Origin of the sequence: Oceanobacillus chungangensis (assembly GCF_003369565.1) — a bacterium.
Classification (GTDB): domain Bacteria; phylum Bacillota; class Bacilli; order Bacillales; family Amphibacillaceae; genus Oceanobacillus; species Oceanobacillus chungangensis.
In genome coordinates, this window is sequence record NZ_PIOD01000005.1 from 368,950 (window position 1) to 389,516 (window position 20,567).

A 20,567-nucleotide genomic window follows, 5' to 3' on the forward strand; every position below is an offset into this window, starting at 1 on the left:
AAATACTAGTTTCACGTTAGAGTGGCAGGGGGGTTCCAAAAGGGGTTTTGGAAAATCCCTGCTTATGTAAATGCTCTGGAGTGCTTTTGTAGTAGGGACTCATTGGAATTAGTATGTATACTCCTGAATAGACGTAAATTAGTTCTACTCTTTCATTCAAGCTGTAATACCGTCCATACTGGTGATAAGAATTACTTAGAAAAAAAATAGAAGGAGCATAAAACAAATTGAATCTAATCAAAAAGCGTATAACAAGTAACTATTGTAATCGAGAATTCGAGGTTCATCTTCTGTCAGCTGCAAATGAATTTAAAGAAGAGGCAGATATCCTCTATGTCCAGGACGGAGGAGATTATTTGGAGCTAGGTGAATTTGAAGAAGCGTTCAAAGAATTATCCATTCAATATCCAGAGCAAGCGAGGAATCTAATCGCTGTCCTCATCTCACCAGGTACATCGGAAGAAAGATGGCAATCCTATAATCGTAAAGGAGAAGAATTTGACAATTATCTTTTCTTTTTTACAGAAGAACTAATGCCTAAATTGGAAGCCGAATTTAATGCAAAGATTGTTAAAAGAGGCTTGCTTGGTGATTCTTTAGGAGCAAATATCAGTCTCAACATTGCAATGCGTAACCCAGAAATATGGACACATTTATTGCTTCAATCTGCAGCAGTATCTAAGGAAGATTTGCAGGAATTAAGAAAGAAGGAAAAACTCCATTGGAATGTCTATCAAACAGTCGGCATATTTGAAGACGAATTTGTTTCGACAATATCAAATGAAAGGTTATATATAACCACGTTAAATAAAGAAATGTATTGTATTTTTAAAGACAAGCAGGTGAACATCAAATATGTAGAAAAAGAAGAGCACCACTTATGGGATTTTTGGAGAAGGAATTTGCCTGAGGCACTTGATTTTTTTGCAGCTGGACAGTATGAAAATATTCCTGACGAACATAATTGCAACTAGGAATTTTCCAAAAAACGTAAAATTTTTCCGAAAAGTCCATAAATATTTGATAATCTATTGATTAATAATTTGGAATAATTTATAATTTAAATTGGAGAAATAATCCTCCTAAAGTATAAAAATAAAAATTATTTTCCTTCATTCAATTGCTAGATCATGCATCGAACAAGAGGAGAGAGATTAATGGAGTATAGCATAGGGGTTGATATTGGCGGAACGAAAATTGCAATGGCAATCGTTGACCAAAATGGGAAAGTTTTTTATAAAAATACTTATCCAACGCCAAATACAACAAATCTGGAAACTATGAAATTATTAAATGAAAACGTTTTAAATCTTATTGATATTGCTAATCAAGAAAGCATGCATTTAGTAAGTGTAGGCATTGGTTCAGCTGGGCAAGTTGATTATGAGAATGGGAAGATACTTTCAGGAACCGTAAATATTAAAGACTGGAATAACGTGGATATTAGAGGCTTTCTCTCACAAACTACGAAACTGCCAATCTATGTTGATAATGATGCAAATACTTTCGTGATTGCAGAACATCAGCTTGGTGGAGGTAAGAATGTAAACGATATCATTAGTATTACACTTGGCACTGGAATTGGTGGGGGCGTCGTAACTGGTGGAAAAGTGCTTCGTGGGGCATGGGGTGGTGCGGCTGAATTAGGCCATCTAACAGTAAAGTTTGATGGGCCAAAATGTAACTGCGGTTCTATAGGATGTATTGAAACATACGCATCGGGGAGCGGGATTGCAAATCGAATGAGAGAAAGACTACAAAATGTAACATCAGAGAAATTTTCCTACTACAAAGAACATCCAGAGAAACTCACGAGTAAAGAAGTATTTGAATGGTATGAGCACGATTTTAGTGAAGCAAAAGAGGTTATTAATCTGGCAATCACAGCATTAGCATATGGTGTTGTCAATGTGATTCATACATTTAATCCGTCTACTATTATTTTCGGTGGAGGACTTGCGGAATCGAATCGTTGGTTTATTACAGAAGTTCAAAAGAAAGTGAAAGAAATTGGATTATCTTCTTTAGTAAAGGATGTTGAGATAAAAGTATCTGAATTAGGCTATGATGCAGGACTAATTGGTGCAGCTTATCAAGTATGGGCTGACAAATAAATAGTGGAGGAAATATGATGATTACTAATATGAAGGAAGCAAATATTCTTTGGGTTGATTTCTTAGCGAATGGTGAAAGATTAGCGGATGAAGCCGAGCAGCATAAGTTGATTACTCATGCTGTAAAGTCTGGAATAACACATATGATTATCGACGCAAAAGTACCATTTGGGCAAACAACGTTTCAGAGCAAATATGGATATCATGTAAGTACTTGGTCTGATGGAAGATTCGACGAATGGAAGGATCGCGATTTTCTGAGTGAATTTTTAAGCAAAATGAAAGACATCGATAATATTAAGGTCTTAGCAAATGTAGACGTTTTCTCAGAAGGTACGACATTCTCACGTGATGGTGGGATGGCCTATGATAAGCCGGAATGGAAAGTTACATTCTACAATGATGCTGTCTCCAATGAATCGAATGCTGCGGAATACAAGGATGCTGATACAATCTTTGTGAATCCGATCCACCCAGAAGTAATCGAATATGAACTTAACATCATTAAAGAGGTTTGTACATATAACCTTGATGGCATTGTCGTTGACAGGTGCCGCTATCCCAATATTTATGGAGATTTCAGTGACTTAAGCAAAACGAACTTCGAAGCATATATCGGGGAAAAAGTGAAAACATGGCCACAGGATATTTTCACGATTGAAAAGGAAACAAAAGAGGTTCAGTTTGGTTCCCTTTTTCCGAAATGGGCGGAGTGGCGAGCACTTAATATCAAGAACTTTGTTAACAAGGCGAGAAATGTTGTGAAGTCCCATAATGAAAATCTTTTATTTGCTGATTATGTAGGCTCCTGGTACCCACTTTATTTTAGTGAAGGGGTTAATTGGGGCAGTGAAACATACCTCCCGAATCTGGAGTGGACTGCGGACACGTATTCTGTTTCTGGTCTTGCTGAAGAATTAGATTTCATTATGACTGGCTGCTATTATCCGGAAGTAACAATCGAAGAAGCAAGAGCTAATAATCGACCAGCGGATTGGTATAGTGTTGAAGGTGCAGTTGAAAAAAGCCTCGAAGTTATCAATGGAAGTATACCAGTAGTTGGGAGCTTATTTTTAAAGAATTACAAAGGTAATCCAGATCAATTTAGAAAGGCAATAAAAATGTGTAAAGAAAAATCAAATGGTGTCATGCTATTTGATACGGTTTATCTAGAAGACTATAATTGGTGGAATATTCTATATGATGAATTGAACACCGCTAAAAAAGGCTAAGAGGGATGCACATGACTAGAAAGCTAGCTTTAATTCCTGTTGATGCAAGACCTGTGACATATGATCTACCTAAAGAACTTGCAATGGTAGCAGATTGGCAACTATTGACACCGCCAAAATCGGTACTTGGTTTTTTAAAGGAGCCAGCCGATTTCACCGAGCTTTTTCAATGGATGCAAGCAGTGTCACCACAAGTTGAAGGCATTATTGTATCGATTGATATGATTTTATATGGTGGTTTAGTACCTTCAAGAATTAACAATGACAGTAAGTCAATCATCGAAGAGCGACTAAGCCAATTTATCAAGATAAAAGAAATTTATCCAGCAATCGAAATCATGGCTTTCAGCTCGACGATGCGTTTATCCAATAGTTACGTAAATCAAGAAGAAAAAGATTACTGGGATCAGTATGGAAAAGAGATATGGTCGTATTCCTACCATTATCATCGTTATTTAAAATACCAGTCAGATGAAGATGAAATAATTTTTTCATCAATGAAAGCAAAAATTCCAGAATGGATTTTAGAGGATTATTTACAAACACGGGAACGGAACTTCCATATCAATCAATCACTGATTGACTATGTCCAACAAGAAATAATCGATTTACTAGTATTTCCTCAAGATGATACGAGTGAATATGGTCTAAATATAATGGAACAGGAAAAATTGCAGGAGAAGGTTGTACGACTTAATCTGCATGAGAAAATATATATTTATCCAGGAGCAGATGAAGTAGCAAGTGTGTTAACTGCAAGATTGATCTACCAACTGGAAGAAGAAATAGTGCCGACCTTCTATCCAGTCTACAGTGGGATTAAAGGCTCATTGTCAACTGCAATGTATGAAGATCGACCACTGCAGGAGTCTGTAAAAGGGCAGATTTATGCTTTTGGCAGTCATACAGTAGATGGACCAGAAGATGCAAATCTGATTCTTGGGGTGAATGTTCCTGGGAGAAAGCAAGGTGACCTGGCACTTCAACTATATTTACATGATGTAGACACTAATGATCGAAATATTGGTGAGTGGATAAGCAGACTTAACCATTATTATAAGCAGGGTAAGCAAATAGCAATTGCTGATGTGGCCTATGCAAATGGGGCAGATCTAGCAATGACACCACGTTTATTATCTGCCTTTTCATTAAAACAATTAGCTGGGTATGCTGCCTGGAATACAGCTGGAAATACAATTGGTACGGTAGTTGCCCAAGCCGCATTAGTCCATTTAGCAAATAAAAAAGGTAATGATACAAAGAAGAAAAAGGAAACTCTATTGCTTATTCGCCTTTTAGATGATTATTTATATCAAACCATTATTAGGCAAGAGGTAAGAAAAGCTGTTATTGAAGAAAATGTATCATCAAGAGACTTGGTGAAGAAAGTGAAAGAGTTATTTCAGGAAAAAGCAGGACAATTAATAGAGGAAACTGGCTTTACGCACACCATAGAGAATATTTATCTTCCATGGGATCGAACATTTGAAATTGGTATTACGTTAAAATCTCAAAATTAAAAGTTCGTTTAGTTTTTCTGATTTTCTTTTAAGGAGGGCTTGTCTTGAAGAAAGATATTGCAATTATAGGCGGGGGAATTGGCGGATGTCTTGCAGCATTATCCGCAGCAAAGCTTGGAAAAAATGTGGTGCTGACAGAAGAAACCAAATGGATTGGGGGGCAGCTAACAAGTCAAGCTGTTCCCCCAGATGAACACCAATGGATTGAGGAATTTGGCTGTACAAAAACATATCGACAATTTAGAAATGAAATTAGGGCCTATTATAAACGAAATTATCCATTAAATGATACAGCAATGAAAAGTAATCATCTAAATCCGGGAAATGCTTGGGTCTCAAGAATTGCACATGAGCCAAAAGTTGCGCTGAAAGTACTTTATGATTTTTTGCAACCTTACCTATCCAATGGGCAAATTCATTTATTACTAGAACATAAGATTACCAGAGCTGAAGTCGAACATGACGAAATAAAAAAAGTATTTATAAAAAACCTTCGTAATGCAGAAGAACAAAGTATCGAGGCACAGTTTTTTCTTGATGCAACAGAACTTGGAGACTTGCTGCCATTAGCAGGAGCGGAATATTCACTCGGAGCTGAATCAAAGGATGAAACAGGTGAGTATCATGCATTAGCTGAAAAAAATCCTGAAGATATGCAATCGATCACACATGTTTTTGCTTTAGAATATGCAAAAGGGGAAAATCATACCATTCAAAAGCCTGAGATGTATGACTTTTGGAGAAATTACCGTGCCCCATTTTTAAAACATAATCAGTTAAGTGAATACATTCCTGATGCAGCAACAGGTGAATCAAAGTATTTACCAGTATTCCCCGATGGTAATTCCTTAGGCTTATGGGATTACAGAAGAATTATCGATGCAGACCAATTTGAACAAGGATTTTTCAAAGGAGATATTTCTCTGATTAATTGGCCACAGAATGATTATTGGGGTGGGTCGATTATTGATGTGAGTGAAAAGAAAAAGGAGAAGCATTTATTTGAGGCAAAACAACTGAGTCTATCCCTGCTTTATTGGCTGCAGACAGAAGCACCAAGAAGGAATGGAGGAATTGGATATCCTGAATTAAAGCTAAGACCAGATATTGTGGGTACTAATGACGGACTTGCACTGCATCCTTATATCCGTGAGTCCCGTAGAATTAAAGCATTACATACCGTTGTTGAAGAAGATATTAATGCTGATCTTAGAGAAGATAAAGGAATAAAGCGATTAAGTGATTCTGTAGGAATAGGTGCTTATCGAATTGATTTACATCCAACAACCGTAACGAATCGATTATTCTATGCAAAAAGCTATCCATTTGAAATCCCATTGGGAAGTCTAATACCAGTAAGAATTAAAAACTTAATCCCAGCATGTAAAAATATTGGATCAACCCAAATCACAAATGGGTGTTTCAGGGTTCATCCGGTTGAATGGAATATTGGAGAAGCTGCAGGGACACTGGCAGCATTTACAATGAAAAATAATTCTAGTTTACAGGAAGTTTTTAATGATCCACATCATATAAAAGAACTTCAGCTTCTTTTAGAACGTAATGGCATAGCCCTACATTGGCCAGAAGTTGGCGCAATCTAGTTGGGGGAAATGATAATTACTAGAATTATCATAGATAATTTAAAATAATCAGAAATAATATTGACAGACTATTGGGAATAAGCCTATAATGACAATAGGAGGAAATTTTCACTTTTATAATAAAATAAGGAGGTTAATTCCATATTTTTTCATTATTATTTCATTAATACTTATAACAAGGGGAGAATTCGGATGGAGAAATTTAAAATGAATAAGATATTTTTATTGTTGCTTATTTTAGGATCTATACTAGTAATTGTAACCGCTTGCTCAGGCGCAGAGGATACGAATGCTGATACGGATAATTCTAAAGAAACTAATGAAAGTGAATCAGAAGGAACAAATGAAGAAGCTAGTGGCGAGCTATCTGGGGAAATAGAATTTATGACAATTTCATTAAGCCCGACCTTTGATGAGTACTTAAATGGGGTAAAGGCTGCTTTTGAAGCAGAACACCCTGGGGTAACCGTTGAGCTTAGAGATGTACCATTTGATCAAGTGGAACAAATTGTTTTAACATCAGCATCTAGTGGTAATATGCCTGATGTTATGAACTTAAATACTGAATTTGTTAAAAAAATCGGTGCAAATGGGGCATTAGTGAATATGGATGAAGCAGCTGCCGATGTTAAAGATACTTTCTATGAAGGTCTCTGGGAAACGGGTGGTGTAAACGGCACAGTATATGCACTACCATGGTATACAACAACAAGTGGATTGATTTACAACCCTGAACTACTTGAAAAGGCTGGTTTTGATGCACCACCAGCAACATATGAAGAGGCATGGGAAATGTCAGCGACAATATTAGAAAAAACAGGAGCATACGGGGAAGTAATTGCTCCAGATATGCAACTATTATTTCCGAAAAACGGTATTGATATCTTAAATGAAGACTACACGGCAGCAGCTTTTAATACTCCTGAAGCAGCAGAATTATGGGCTAGCTTTAAAGAATACTATGATCAAGGGTTATACCCGTTAGATATTATGCTTAACCAAGTATCACTAGCGGAATTGTATGCTCAAGAGAAAGTTGCATGGTGGGGTACAGGACCACAGTTATTCCGTCAAGTGAATGACATTGCACCAGAAGTCTATGAGAAATCATTAGCTGGACCACCACTTGAAGGAGAAGCAGGAAAACAGCATGCAAATCCAATGAATATAGCAGTTGCAGAAAGCAGTGAATCAAAAGAAGCTGCAATTGAATTTGCTAAGTTTGTTACAAATGCGGATAACCAATTAGAATTTGGTAAACTTGCATCTGTCTTACCTCCAGTTGAAGAAGCAGTTAACGATCCGTTTTTTGAAGAAGGAGCAGAATCAGAAGATGCAACAATCAGAGGCAGATATTATGCAGCCCAATCACTAGCAGCTGCTGTAAATATGACACCTGCAACTGAACATGTATCTGCAGTAAATGAGATTATTCACACCGCTTTCCAAAGAGTGATATTAGAGGATGTGGATCCAGCTGATGCACTTGCAGATGCTGAAGCAGAAGTGAATAGCCTTCTCCAATAATCACGATTTATTAGGGTCTCCTATTTATTGAAGGAGACCCGCACTCTTATAAGGAGGTTAAATAATGTACAAAGCAAGACATGCATGGGGCTTTTTATCCATACCACTTATATTATTACTTCTATTTACGTTTATACCTAGTATTGCAGCACTTGCACTCAGTTTTACAAATTACAATATATTCCGTCCTTTAGAATTTGTAGGTTTTGCGAACTATATTGAAGCATTTCAGGATGCAACGTTTAGGAAGGCTATGTTTAATACAGTGTACTATTGGTTGCTGGTAACACCTGCATTAGTAGTATTACCAATTTTTGTTGCTATCCTTGTTAACCAAAAACTAAAAGGGGTAAAATTATTTAGATTAATTTTCTACTTCCCAACATTAGTATCTGTCGTTGTAACAGCAATTTTATTTAGCTGGTTGTTTGCTGAACAAGGTATTATTAACTATTTCTTAAGCTTTTTTGGAATTGATCCTTTTGGCTGGTTAACAAATACAGTAACCGTTATGCCTGCATTAGCAATTGTAACAATTTGGCAAGGATTTGGTTACTATATGCTGTTTTATTTAGCAGCATTACAAGGTGTTCCAAAAGATTTATATGAAGCAGCGGAATTAGATGGGGCTGGCTTTTGGAGAAAGCATATTAGTATAACAATCCCGATAATTAAACCAATGATTTTCTTCGTAGCAGTAATATCAACAATGGGTGCATTTAAAGAATTTACTTTGATGCTAACGATGACTAAAGGTGGGCCATTGGATGCTTCTACAACAGCTGTATACCTCGTTTTTAAAGAAGCATTTACAAATCTTGAAATGGGTTATGCAAGTGCTATTTCCTTTATTTTATTTGCGCTTATCCTAATTATTACACTTATAAATCAAAAATTGTTGGATCAAAACCCCAATAAATAAAGGAGGGGAATATTATGGAGCAGCCGTTAATAGATAATAATCTACAAAAGTTAAAAGAACCAAATAATAATAACAAGTCAAAAGTTGCTGCACAGCGAAAAAAGTTCAATAAAAGAAAGCTATTGAGTGGATCTATTTCCTATATTTTTCTTCTATTGATTACTGTCATTACAATTGTCCCGTTCTTGTTTGCCTTATCAACAGCGTTAAAAGGGGAAAATGACATCATATTTTCTATTCCTCCACAATTAATACCTGATACTATAACGTTAGATAATTTCATTACGGTATGGAATACATTGCCGATTCCAAGGTATTTATTAAATAGTGTTATCCTTACTGTTTTTGGTGTTGTACTTCCTTTGATACTATGTTCGTTTGCCGCTTTCCCGCTAGCAAGAATGAATTTCAGGGGCAGAAATCTCGTATTTATGCTAGTTATTGCAACGATGATGATTCCAGGTGAAGTTACAATGATTCCAACCTATCTAATTATTAATAAACTTGGATTAATGGGGTCATACACAGGTGTTATTCTTCCAGGTGCAATCAGTGTAATGGGTATATTCCTAATGCGCCAAGGATTTATGGGAATTCCAAGAGAGGTGGAGGAATCTGCTATCATTGATGGTGCAAATGTATGGCAGCTTTTTTGGAAAATAATGTTCCCAATGGTTAAACCAATGCTCGGAGTCCTTGCAATATTAAGCTTTATGGGGGCATGGAATAGTTTCTTATGGCCATTAATTATACTTAATGATCCAAATACTTACCCTATCACACTTGGACTCTATCAACTTCAAGGAGCATTTTCATCAAATACAAGATTAGTTGCTGCCGGGGCAATGATCGCATTAATTCCAGTTATTATTGTATTCGTAGCCTTCCAGCGATATTTTATCGAAGCTGCCTATTCCAGCTCGGTGAAAGGGTAAAAAGCATGATACGGGGACTATCTCAAGACAACAGGGAAGCATATCGGATTTTTGAGGGTAAAAACCATTTTCCTTTTCAAAGAATACTACTCCCCTATTGCTACCTTACATAATACTGGATCAAATTTCGGAAGGTTGGTGTTTTTACATGAATTCTATTACATCAGGTATCTTCGCAGGCTTTGATTGGTTTATGAGAATTGTGAAATTAAATATATTATGGTTGTTATCTTGTTTCGTTGGATTATTTGTTGTTGGTCTTTTCCCAGCAACTGCTGCGGCCGTTGCTGTTACAAATGAATGGGTGAAGGGAAATGCAGATGTATCTATTTGGAACACATATAAAGAAGCATTTAAAAAGTATTTTTTGAAATCACAGGTGATTGGCTATTCATTTGCGATGGTCTATCTCATTCTAATTGTTGACATTCGCTTATTCCTTTCTTTTGATAATCATCTGATTTGGGATGTAATGATCATTGCTTTTTCAATTTTACTCTTTTTGGTTTTAGTTGTTAATCTTTATATGCTTCCGATGATGATAGAGCAGGGGCTTGGGCTAAAAGAATTAATACAGAAAGCATTTTTTACTGGGGCTGCATACATCCATTTAACAATCATTAATCTTATCGGTGTACTGGCTATTGGGTTAATCACGTTTCGATATCCTGCTGCACTAATATTTTTATCGGGCGGCGGTGGCATTTTATGGCTAACGTGTATGAACCAAATTGTCAGAAATAAAATAGAAATAAAATACACAAAATTACATAACGCATCAAAAGGGTTTAATAAGGTATAGAGGCGAATTTTTACTAAGGCTATTTCTAAACATGAGAAAATAATAAAGGGGTTTTCGAAAATGATTACTAACGAGCAAGCCTACACAAAGATGTCAGTGGAAGGTGATTCTGTTCACCAGGTGCTACAATGTAAAAGAGAAGAATTCCTCAATAGGGTAAGAGGAAAGCTTATTGTGTCTTGCCAAGCACTTGATGATGAACCACTCTATGGATCTGAGATTATGGCTAAAATGGCGCTGGCAGCAGATCAAGGTGGCGCTGCTGGAATTCGCGCAAATGGCGTAGAAGATATTGCTGCAATTAAAAAGGAAATTAGCTTACCTATCATTGGATTAATAAAGCGTAACTACGATGATAGCGAAGTTTATATTACACCGACAAAAAAAGAAATTGCTGCGTTAATAGACGTAGGCGTAGACCTCATCGCATTAGATGCTACTAAAAGAAAGCGGCCTAATGGTGAAAAACTTGAAGATTTAATTGAGTATGCTCATAGCCGTGGTCAATTGGTGCTTGCAGATATTTCTACTGTTGAGGAAGGCTTAAATGCACAGCAGCTAGGCGCTGACATTATTTCTACCACAATGTCGGGGTACACGGAATATACAAAGTCTAAAAATCAGGGGCCTGATATAGAGCTTGTCCGCGAGCTTTGTAAACAAAGCAATTATCCGGTTATTGCTGAAGGTAGAATTTCAACACCAGAGGAAGCGGTCCTTCTATTAGAAATCGGAGCACATGCAGTTATCGTTGGTTCAGCTATATCCAGACCAAAGCTCATAACAGAGCAATTTACCAAAGCTATAATGTCAAAATAAGGCGGTATTAGAAATGAAGAAACCTATGATTGAAATAATTAATAGCTACTATCCATCATTGACAAACTCTGAACAAAAAGTAGCATCATTTGTGTTAGCGAACTTAGATACAGTGATGTATTATTCCGTAACGGACTTAGCGGAAGAGGCTGGCGTCGGTGAAACGACCGTCCTGAGGTTTTGTAGAAAAATCGGATTTAAGGGTTATCAAGAATTTAAACTAACAATCGCACAAAATATATCAGAAGAGGAAAAGGAAAAAGTCAAATCAGAATCCACGAACTTAGTTCAGGCGCTTTGCAGTAATACGGTAAAAGCAATTGAAAATACTGCATCTATGATTAATGAGCAGGATCTAAACGCAGCAATCCACTTATTAAATGGCGCACGCTCGATTCATTTCTTTGGTGTTGGAACTTCCGGAATTACTGCTCAGGATGCGAAAAGCAGGTTACTTAGAATCGGAAGATCTACTGAAGCCATTGTTGATTCACATTTACAAGCAATGTCAGCAGCAGCTCTTTCTAAAGAAGATGTTGTTGTCGGACTAAGTATTTCGGGAAGCACCAGAGATACACTTGAATCACTTGAAATTGCCAAGAAAGCTGGTGCAAAGATTATTGCAGTTACGTATTACTCCAGATCTCCAATCACCCAATTTGCAGATATCGTCTTACTCGGTGGTGCTAAAGAATCACCTTTAGAAGGCGGCTCATTAACCGCTAAGATTTCCCAACTTTATGTTGTAGACCTGCTTTGTACTGGATTAGCCTTACTAACAAAAGATAAAACATTAGAAATGAAAAACAAAACCGCCAAAGCAGTTGTAAACAAAATTTATTGATTGGACAGAGTCCTTTTATGACTGCGAGTTAAGTAGGAAAACCATACACGAGCGAAGCACAGTTCAACATCTAATTAGAAATCCTGAAACTGAATATTTAATAACAAATGGCTGTCTCAATAGAGACAGCCATTTTGATGCTTGTAAGTGTTAACCTCGTTGGAGCATTCTAATCCTATTTTAAATTTAGTGCCTTGTTAGTGATACGCTGTGCGTAGTGAATATCGGTTGTAATTCGTGCCACAACTTCTGGACTGATTTTAGCATCTTTTTGTACTTTTTTCAAAAACTGATTCAAGCGCTTTTCAAGTTTGTCAAGATCATCTGTTTTTTTGATAAGACTATCTAGCTGTGCATGTAGCGGTTTTGCAGAGCGATGATCTATTCCGCCCAATGGTAAATAGATTTCATCAATCTTACGGCTGATATCATTTAAAATCAATTTTACAGAAAGATTAGGGTTATTTTCCGGCGTAATGGCAGTACGGCTGTAAATTCCTTGTGAAGCTCTATCCCCATAGCCCATTTCTAAGAATGAACTGGATTCGAAAATAGCAGTACCTTCTGAAGCGTTGTTAACGGCTTCCATTTGTTCCAATAAAGCTTCATGACTCAGTCCAAAGTAAGAACCAACGCCAAAGATCTGGTATGCGTTATCTTTCACTATGTCTATTGTATTATTCAAATCACGAACAGTATCTGTTTTATCAATGTTGTAAGACATTGGGAACAAAGCATCTAAATAACCTTTGTCAATCCAATCTTTAGGATTTTGCATTTTTTCTATCGGTCCAAGATCATATTGCGGCCAAACGGAAGCGGAACGCTCTATCTTAGGATTTATCTCACGTGCAGATTCAAAGATTTCATATACCATCGTGTTTACGAAGCTTTGTCTGTACATTGCCCAATCCATCCAAGCTTCATCATCTTCTGTTAATGTACGTGGGTCAACGCCATATTCTGCAATAAATGGATCAATTGATGAAGTCTCATAACCCATGTCATAGTCTGGATAACGAATATAATCTAACTGCAGTCCATCAATGTCATATTTCTCTACCAAGTCTGTGGCCATCATGAGTGTATAGTCACGAGCATCCTGATTAGCTGGGCTTATCCATGAATAGCCTGTTTTCGGCTCGTATTTTAAACCGTCACGAGTTTCAAGTGACAAATCGGGAGCTTTCTCTATAACAGATGGTTCGACCATGAAGGCCTTATACCATGCATGCAATTCAATTCCTGCTGCATGTGCCTCTTCAATATAAATTTCTAACATATCTTGGCCATTGAAAGCAGGGTTTATTGATACATATGGTGAGCTGCTAGGGTAAATGGTATAACGATCATTGGAAGTTTCAAGATAAATAGCATTGACGCCTACTTCCTTTAATTCATTCACTTTTGCTTGAACAGCTTCACGTGTTGTTTCGGTAGGTCGCATCCATACCGCTCGCATTTCCACATTTCTCGATTCAAAGTTTGTGAAATGTGCATTAGATGTTTCTTCTATTACTTTATCTGTTGCTGACTTCATACCAACATAATCCTTAACGCTTAAAGCAGATTGTGCTTTTTCAAGATAAACTTCTGAAATAGAAAGATAATCTTGAATCTTTTCATAGTCTACATCTTTATAAGTAATCTTCGAATGTTCTAGATTGGCTGTTTCTTTTTCAATTAACATGGCAGCCCTATCTATGGTCGATTGAGGAGTATAAATGACAACAACTTCATTGTTTTCTTCATCTATACTCACAGTTGATGCCAAGATTCCAGCTGACATTAATACTGGTATGGCACTTCCATGTGCTGAAATGACATAGCCATCTTCAGGAATAACGCTATTATTACCACCAGTACTAACAATCATCCCGTTAGCATCAACAATAAATTCGTAACCGAAACTATTGGTACCAGTCTCATTTCCATATGAACTGTCATAAACGATTACTTGATTTGCACCACGGAAACCTGGAAATGGTTGATTATTAGCCTCATCCCATCCATTAGGATTATCCTCCTTTGTTTTTGGATTCATAGCATCATATTTAATACGTGTTCCGTTATAAATTACTACGTTTTCCAAAGAAATATCTATTTGATCCCCAACCTTAACAACTGGACCTAGCAAATTATCATATTCACTGTCAGATTGTATAGATAAAACGAAACCGTCTGTTGGGATTGCCAGTGGATTTTTTTCTCCCAAATAACGAATATCTGTTACCTGACCATTTTTAATGGCTATCTCAAGTCCCCATTCATTCGTATCTGTTACCACACCATACGAACTGTCGTAAAGGACGGTCATTGCAGAACCACGTGCTCCGTTAACTAGATCAATTGGATAAATGTTACCATTAAATGTGAAGTATTTCTCGGGTAATATTGTAATGTCCAGATTATTCATTGTCACAATTTCCCCGACTGTTAGACTCTCTACCAAATCCTTATAACTGCCACTTCCAGAAAGGGTATATCCATTTGAAGGTATACTAGCGCCTTCTGCACCATCAGTCACAACTTCAACGACTATATCATTAACGATGATAGCTTGGACTGTTGTACTATCAAAAGGTTCTGTAGAGGAACCGCTTTCATTTGTGTAGACGATAAGAGAATCGGTTATTATTGGTTTATCGACACCGGTAAGAATGTAGCTACTGCCATCGGATAAGGTAATAGATGGCTGAACTTTCGTCTCATCATCAGCTACCTCTGCATACAGACTTGTATTAAATCCAACCAACAGTAACAAAATAAGTATAACGGAAATAATTTTTTTCATGTTAACCTCCCAAAGATATAGTTTTACCGTGGAACTGACAACAGAAACTTTGTCCCTCAATGTTTGTTAATTAACATTCTTTATGGAATTACCCTCCTTTTTGAAAGAAAATGGTGAATATTTCTTCTGTTATTATAATGTCAGGCAGATATTTATGTCAAATAAAACCCTGACATTTCAGAATCTTATATCAATATTGAAAATATGGATCCCTAACCCTGTAAATAGAAGTTTGTTTGTATATATGAAACCTCGGAAACATCTAAAATCTCATAAAAAAAGAGCACTCAGGCCGAAGCCCGAGCACTCTCCAATCAATCCTTATTTAACTACAGATTCAACATGCTTAACAACGTTTTCTACAGTAAATCCGTATTCTTCCATTACTTTTTCACCTGGTGCGGATGCGCCGAATGTATCGATTGCGATTACTTTTCCAGCGTCACCTACATAACGGTTCCAGCCGAATGAAGATGCCATTTCAACACCAACACGTGCTTTAACATTAGAAGGAATAACAGATTCTTTGTAAGCTTCGTCTTGTTGCTCGAAGCGATCCCATGATGGCATGCTGACAACGCGAACGTCGATATCTTTTTCTTTTAATGCTTTTTGTGCAGATACTGCTAATTGTACTTCAGATCCAGTAGCTAAGATTAATGCATCTGGAGTTTCTTTATCAGATTCGCTTACAACATAAGCACCTTTCTTAACGCCTTCGTATGCATTTTCTTTCGTACCTTCTAAAGTAGGTAGATCCTGTCTAGTTAATGCAAGTGCTGTTGGTTGATCTGTTGATTCAACCGCTAAGCGCCATGCTGCTGCAGTTTCATTAGCATCTGCAGGGCGGATTAGAGATAGGTTAGGAATTACACGCAATGCTGCTAAATGCTCAACAGGCTCATGTGTAGGACCATCTTCGCCAACTGCAATTGAATCATGTGTGAACACATACGTAACAGGTGCGTTCATTATTGATGCTAAACGGATAGATGGACGCAGGTAGTCACTGAACACGAAGAATGTTCCGCCGAATACGTTCAATCCACCGTGCAATGCCATACCGTTTAGTGCTGCTCCCATTGCATGTTCACGTACACCAAACCAAATGTTTCTCTCGTTATATGAATTACGTGAATAGTCGCCTTCACCGTTAATTGTTGTTTTGTTAGAACCAGCTAAGTCAGCACTTCCACCGAAGAAGTTCGGAACCGCTTTAGCTACAGCATTTAGTACTTTACCTGAAGATGCACGAGTAGCCATATTGTCTCCAACTTCAAATGCAGGAAGTTCTTTTTCCCAGCCCTCAGGAAGTTTGCCGCTGATAGCTGTTTCGAATTCGTTTGCTAATTCAGGGTATTTTTCTTTGTAAGTAGCAAGTAATTCATTCCATGCTGCTTCTTTTTCTTCGCCGTCTTTACCGATTTTTTCATTGAAATCAGCATAAACTTCTTCTGGAACAGAGAAATCTTCATGTGTCCATTTGTAGAATTCTTTTGTAAGTTTCACTTCATCGGTACCAAGCGGTGAACCATGTGAAGTAGAAGAACCTGACTTATTAGGTGAACCGTAGCCAATGATTGTTCTAACTTCAATCAATGTTGGTTGCTCTGTATTTGCTTGCGCTTCTTTGATTGCGGCACGGATTGCATCTACATCGTTACCATCTTCTACACGAAGTACTTGCCAGCCATATGCTTTAAAGCGTTGTTCCGTATTTTCAGAGAATGATTTATTCAAATCACCGTCTAATGAAATATCATTAGAGTCATATAATGCGATTAATTTACCTAATCCTAAATGACCTGCTAATGATGCTGCCTCATGAGAAATACCTTCCATTAGATCGCCATCACTAACAAGTGCGTAAGTATAATGATCAACAACAGAAATGTCTTCTTTATTGTATTTTGCTGCTAAATGTGATTCTGCCATTGCAAAACCAACAGACATTGCAATCCCTTGTCCAAGTGGACCTGTTGTTGCTTCTACACCATCTGTGTGATGTACTTCAGGATGTCCTGGAGTTTTTGAACCCCATTGACGGAATGATTTTAAGTCGTCGATAGATACTTGATATCCAGATAAATGAAGTAGGCTATATAAAAGTGCAGAACCGTGACCAGCTGAAAGTACGAAGCGGTCGCGATCAAACCATTTTGAATTCTTAGGATTGTGATTCATGAAATCAGTCCATAATGTGTATGCCATTGGTGCAGCACCCATTGGAAGACCAGGATGACCAGAATTCGCTTTTTCGATTGCATCAATCGACAATGTACGAATCGTATTAATGGATAACTGTTCGATATTAGTTGACATTGTGTAATCTCCTTTGTTTATGAATTATTCTATCTTCACTTCTATATTCTATTATAAACCGTTTTCAGAGACAAGTATTAATTAGTTTATTTGTTAAACTAATTATTTTGTACATTATTGTGAGGTAATGGAGAAAGTTCTAAATTTTAAAATGTACATCACTGTGATGTACTTGAATATTCCAACATTTTGTGATGAAACCGCATTCAGTTATGGTATAATTGGTGGTACAATAAATTCAGGAGGAGGTTTACGAGTGGTATTAAATGAACGAGACAATAGAATCTTGGATGAATTGATTAATAATCCAAGTGTTACTAGTACAACAATTGAAGAAGAATATAATTTAACTCGTAGACAGCTTGGTTATAGCATTAACAAAATTAACGATTGGCTTTATACCAATAACCTTCCATTAATAGAAAGAACGAGAAAAGGTCAGTTTATCATTGATCAAACTGTTTTTTCAAAACTTAGTGGAAATCATGAGAATTTCATTATGGATTCAACGATTTTAGCGGAGGAGCAACGTGTTCAATTAATACTCCTAATGCTATTAGGTTCAGAAGAAGAGCTGTCTCTAAATCATTTTACAATTGAATTGGAAGTCAGTAAGAATACGATATTAAGTGACATGAAGCAAGTACAAGTATTTCTAGATGAATACAATTTAGTTAATCGATATTCGAGAAAGCATGGGTATTTGATAGAAGGCGATGAATTCCAAATTCGCAAACTACTAAATAATGTCGTACAACAAGTTCTTCTAATGAGTAATGGTGAATCAAGATTAATGACGTTAACAGGAATAAAGAATGAACAAATCAATGAGTTTAAACAGCGTATCGAAAAAGTAGAAAATAAATTAAATATTAAGTTCACCGATGAGAAATTAGAAACGATGCCATTTACTTTGATTCTCATTCTTAGAAGAATAGAAAAGGGCAGTGAAATAGAAGCTTTTTCTATTAAATATGATGAATTATCAGATACAAAAGAATATCAGGCGACAGAAGAACTTTTATATGATAAAAAAGATATCCCTGTTTCTGAACGATTGTTCATTACGTTGCATCTATTGACAACGAATGTTTATTGGGCTGAGGATTTTACTGAAGATACTGTACCAAATTTAGTTTCAGCAATTGATACGATGCTACGATTATTCGAAAAAAGTGCTTGTATCTATTTCCAGGAACGGGAGCAGCTGATGGATAAATTGCTGCAGCATATTAAACCGGCATACTACAGAATTAAGTATCACCTTACAGATACGATTCAAATTCAAGGTTCGCTAAGTAAGGAATTCCTAGAAATTCGCCATCTTGTAAGTAAATCCATAGAGCCACTTAAAGAGTTAATTGGCTCTGAAATTCCAGCTAGTGAAACGACCTATATTACCATGTTAATTGGTGGGTGGATGAATCGCCAGGGCGAAAGTATTGATCGTAAGGTGAAAGCAATTGTTGTTTGCCCACAGGGAGTATCGGTTTCAAGACTAATGTTTAATGATTTAAGTGAATTATTTCCAGAGTTCGTATTTTTGGATTCCTTATCGGTACGTGAATTTCTAAATTATAAGTTGGAATATGACATTGTATTTTCTCCGACATATTTAGAAACGAATAAGAAACTATTTATTTCCAAGGTATTTTTAGGAGAAGAAGAGAAATATCGTTTGCGAAAACAGGTAATGCTAGAAATCCATGGATATATACCAAATGATAGAAATGTTAATCAGTTACTAGAAATTATAAATAAGTATTCAACCGTTAATAATGAAAGGGCTTTAAAAGAAGAATTAGAAAGCTATTTGAATCATGCAGACGACACAGCGATTGTGAAGAAAGAGAATCCACCACAAGACCTTAACTTAGATGACATGATTACACCGGCGAATATTACATTGTTGGATTCCGTTGATTCGTGGGAAGAGGCAGTCCGTAAAGCGGCACAACCATTAAATGAAAGCGGAATTATTGAGCCAATCTACGTGGATGCAATGATTCGAAGTTCTAAAGAAGATTCCTATATTGTAATCGGTCCAAATATAGCAATTCCACATGCTGCACCAGAAGATGGAGTAAATGATGTGGGGATGAGCTTATTGCGTTTAAAGGAACCAGTACAATATACCGAGGAATTTGCGATAAATTTTGTAGTCGTAATTGCTGCGGTCGATAAGCAGCAGCATATTCGCGCATTGATGCAATTGATGCAGTTTGCGAATTCGGAAATTGATCGTAAACATGCAATTGAAACTGATTCAATTGAGGAAGTTCATAAAATTTTAAAGCTATATTCTATAAAAGAAATGGCAACTACGAATTAGTTCAGAAAGGGAGATATCGATGGGGCAATTATTTTTTGATGAATCTGTCATTCTATTAGATTTAGCAGCAGATTCCAAGGAAGAAGTTTTAAATAAAATGGGAAGTAACCTAGTAGACTTAGATTTAGTAAAGGAAAGCTTCATTCCAGCAATCATTCAAAGGGAAGCTGAATTTGCAACTGGACTGCCAACTGCCGGTGTTTCCGTAGCAATTCCACATACGGATGTGGAACATGTCATAAATAAAACAATCAGTGTCGCTATATTAAAGAAACCAGTTGATTTCGTAATTATGGGTGACGATATAGAGACAACACCTGTTCAACTCGTATTTATGCTTGCAATGGATGAGGCGCATTCACAGCTTAGTCTGCTGCAAAAATTGATGGCAATGTTTCAAAATGAGGATTTATTAAAACGGTTAGTAAGTCTTGCAGATAAAACGGAAATAAAAAACGTATTAGAAGAAAATTTAGGATTTTTAGCTTTTGAAGGAGGTGAAAGATAATGAAACAAGTACTCGTAGCATGTGGCGCAGGTATTGCGACTTCAACAGTAGTAAACAATGCAATTGAAGAAATGGCAAAAGAAAATAACATTAAATTAGACATTAAACAAATCAAGATCGCTGAGGTTAGTGCGTATGAAGATTCAGCAGATCTTTTAGTTACTACAGCAATGACTAAGAAAGAATATCGATTCCCAGTTATTAATGCACGTGCATTTTTAACAGGAATTGGCATTGAAGATACAAAAAAACAAATTTTGGATGAACTTAAAAAATAAATAGAATCTCGATT

General features: G+C 36.7%; 16 protein-coding genes. 14 read left to right on the forward strand and 2 right to left on the reverse strand.

The annotated features are described in order from the left end of the window. The first annotated feature begins 227 nt into the window (after positions 1–227). From CWR45_RS05430 to CWR45_RS05480, 11 genes are all read left to right on the forward strand, one after another. Complete coding sequence (locus tag CWR45_RS05430) at positions 228–974, forward strand: alpha/beta hydrolase (RefSeq protein ID WP_115748776.1); 747 nt, start codon at positions 228–230, stop codon at positions 972–974. A gap of 183 nt (positions 975–1,157) precedes the next feature. Continuing rightward, on the forward strand, positions 1,158–2,114 hold the full coding sequence (locus CWR45_RS05435) for an ROK family protein (protein ID WP_170138795.1): 957 nt from the start codon (positions 1,158–1,160) through the stop codon (positions 2,112–2,114). Positions 2,115–2,131: 17 nt separating this feature from the next. Next, the gene (locus CWR45_RS05440; RefSeq protein ID WP_170138796.1) at positions 2,132–3,346 is read left to right on the forward strand and encodes an alpha amylase family protein; all 1,215 of its coding nucleotides are present in this window, start codon (positions 2,132–2,134) and stop codon (positions 3,344–3,346) included. An 11-nt stretch (positions 3,347–3,357) separates the two neighbouring features. Continuing rightward, positions 3,358–4,866 carry a DUF4127 family protein gene (locus tag CWR45_RS05445; RefSeq protein ID WP_170138797.1) on the forward strand — a complete coding sequence of 503 codons (1,509 nt, stop codon included), beginning with the start codon at positions 3,358–3,360 and terminating at the stop codon, positions 4,864–4,866. Between the two features lie 44 nt (positions 4,867–4,910). After that, on the forward strand, positions 4,911–6,470 hold the full coding sequence (locus CWR45_RS05450; protein ID WP_115748780.1) for an FAD-dependent oxidoreductase: 1,560 nt from the start codon (positions 4,911–4,913) through the stop codon (positions 6,468–6,470). Positions 6,471–6,662: 192 nt separating this feature from the next. Next, positions 6,663–7,997: an ABC transporter substrate-binding protein gene (locus CWR45_RS05455; RefSeq protein ID WP_115748781.1), complete on the forward strand. Its 1,335-nt coding sequence runs from the start codon at positions 6,663–6,665 to the stop codon at positions 7,995–7,997. A gap of 64 nt (positions 7,998–8,061) precedes the next feature. Further along, on the forward strand, positions 8,062–8,919 hold the full coding sequence (locus CWR45_RS05460; protein ID WP_115748782.1) for a carbohydrate ABC transporter permease: 858 nt from the start codon (positions 8,062–8,064) through the stop codon (positions 8,917–8,919). A gap of 14 nt (positions 8,920–8,933) precedes the next feature. Then, the gene (locus CWR45_RS05465; protein ID WP_115748783.1) at positions 8,934–9,854 is read left to right on the forward strand and encodes a carbohydrate ABC transporter permease; all 921 of its coding nucleotides are present in this window, start codon (positions 8,934–8,936) and stop codon (positions 9,852–9,854) included. Positions 9,855–10,002: 148 nt separating this feature from the next. Next, positions 10,003–10,656, forward strand: a complete 654-nt coding sequence (locus tag CWR45_RS05470; protein WP_115748784.1) for a YesL family protein — start codon at positions 10,003–10,005, stop codon at positions 10,654–10,656. A gap of 90 nt (positions 10,657–10,746) precedes the next feature. After that, positions 10,747–11,475: an N-acetylmannosamine-6-phosphate 2-epimerase gene (locus tag CWR45_RS05475; RefSeq protein ID WP_115748982.1), complete on the forward strand. Its 729-nt coding sequence runs from the start codon at positions 10,747–10,749 to the stop codon at positions 11,473–11,475. A 13-nt stretch (positions 11,476–11,488) separates the two neighbouring features. Then, the gene (locus CWR45_RS05480; protein ID WP_245975343.1) at positions 11,489–12,319 is read left to right on the forward strand and encodes a MurR/RpiR family transcriptional regulator; all 831 of its coding nucleotides are present in this window, start codon (positions 11,489–11,491) and stop codon (positions 12,317–12,319) included. 175 nt (positions 12,320–12,494) lie between these two features. Here CWR45_RS05480 and CWR45_RS05485 read toward each other — a convergent pair whose 3' ends face one another. Beyond that, positions 12,495–15,113 (reverse strand): glycoside hydrolase family 10-like protein, encoded by a 2,619-nt coding sequence (locus CWR45_RS05485; protein ID WP_115748785.1) that lies wholly within the window; start codon positions 15,111–15,113, stop codon positions 12,495–12,497. A 321-nt stretch (positions 15,114–15,434) separates the two neighbouring features. Then, positions 15,435–17,435, reverse strand: coding sequence for a transketolase (gene tkt / locus CWR45_RS05490; RefSeq protein ID WP_115748786.1), 2,001 nt, complete (start codon positions 17,433–17,435; stop codon positions 15,435–15,437). Between the two features lie 256 nt (positions 17,436–17,691). Between tkt and CWR45_RS05495 the strand changes: the two genes are divergently transcribed. Genes CWR45_RS05495 through CWR45_RS05505 form a run of 3 tightly spaced genes read left to right on the forward strand, consistent with a single transcriptional unit; the run spans position 17,692 to position 20,553 of the window. After that, positions 17,692–19,767, forward strand: a complete 2,076-nt coding sequence (locus tag CWR45_RS05495; RefSeq protein ID WP_115748787.1) for a BglG family transcription antiterminator — start codon at positions 17,692–17,694, stop codon at positions 19,765–19,767. 19 nt (positions 19,768–19,786) lie between these two features. Beyond that, entirely contained in the window at positions 19,787–20,275 is a 489-nt protein-coding gene (locus CWR45_RS05500; protein ID WP_115748788.1) for a PTS sugar transporter subunit IIA, read from the forward strand. Then, on the forward strand, positions 20,275–20,553 hold the full coding sequence (locus CWR45_RS05505) for a PTS sugar transporter subunit IIB (RefSeq protein ID WP_115748789.1): 279 nt from the start codon (positions 20,275–20,277) through the stop codon (positions 20,551–20,553). The genes CWR45_RS05500 and CWR45_RS05505 overlap by 1 nt, the downstream gene beginning before the upstream one ends. Positions 20,554–20,567 lie beyond the last annotated feature (14 nt).

What these genes read in the sequence shown, in the direction of transcription:
- CWR45_RS05465 (WP_115748783.1), top strand. Translation starts at nt 8,934, where the DNA reads ATGGAGCAGCCGTTAATAGATAATAATCTACAAAAGTTAAAAGAACCA.
- CWR45_RS05500 (WP_115748788.1), top strand. Translation starts at nt 19,787, where the DNA reads ATGGGGCAATTATTTTTTGATGAATCTGTCATTCTATTAGATTTAGCA.
- tkt (WP_115748786.1), bottom strand. Translation starts at nt 17,435, where the DNA reads ATGTCAACTAATATCGAACAGTTATCCATTAATACGATTCGTACATTG.
- CWR45_RS05485 (WP_115748785.1), bottom strand. Translation starts at nt 15,113, where the DNA reads ATGAAAAAAATTATTTCCGTTATACTTATTTTGTTACTGTTGGTTGGA.
- CWR45_RS05505 (WP_115748789.1), top strand. Translation starts at nt 20,275, where the DNA reads ATGAAACAAGTACTCGTAGCATGTGGCGCAGGTATTGCGACTTCAACA.
- CWR45_RS05435 (WP_170138795.1), top strand. Translation starts at nt 1,158, where the DNA reads ATGGAGTATAGCATAGGGGTTGATATTGGCGGAACGAAAATTGCAATG.
- CWR45_RS05440 (WP_170138796.1), top strand. Translation starts at nt 2,132, where the DNA reads ATGATTACTAATATGAAGGAAGCAAATATTCTTTGGGTTGATTTCTTA.
- CWR45_RS05475 (WP_115748982.1), top strand. Translation starts at nt 10,747, where the DNA reads ATGTCAGTGGAAGGTGATTCTGTTCACCAGGTGCTACAATGTAAAAGA.
- CWR45_RS05445 (WP_170138797.1), top strand. Translation starts at nt 3,358, where the DNA reads ATGACTAGAAAGCTAGCTTTAATTCCTGTTGATGCAAGACCTGTGACA.
- CWR45_RS05480 (WP_245975343.1), top strand. Translation starts at nt 11,489, where the DNA reads ATGAAGAAACCTATGATTGAAATAATTAATAGCTACTATCCATCATTG.
- CWR45_RS05455 (WP_115748781.1), top strand. Translation starts at nt 6,663, where the DNA reads ATGGAGAAATTTAAAATGAATAAGATATTTTTATTGTTGCTTATTTTA.
- CWR45_RS05460 (WP_115748782.1), top strand. Translation starts at nt 8,062, where the DNA reads ATGTACAAAGCAAGACATGCATGGGGCTTTTTATCCATACCACTTATA.
- CWR45_RS05470 (WP_115748784.1), top strand. Translation starts at nt 10,003, where the DNA reads ATGAATTCTATTACATCAGGTATCTTCGCAGGCTTTGATTGGTTTATG.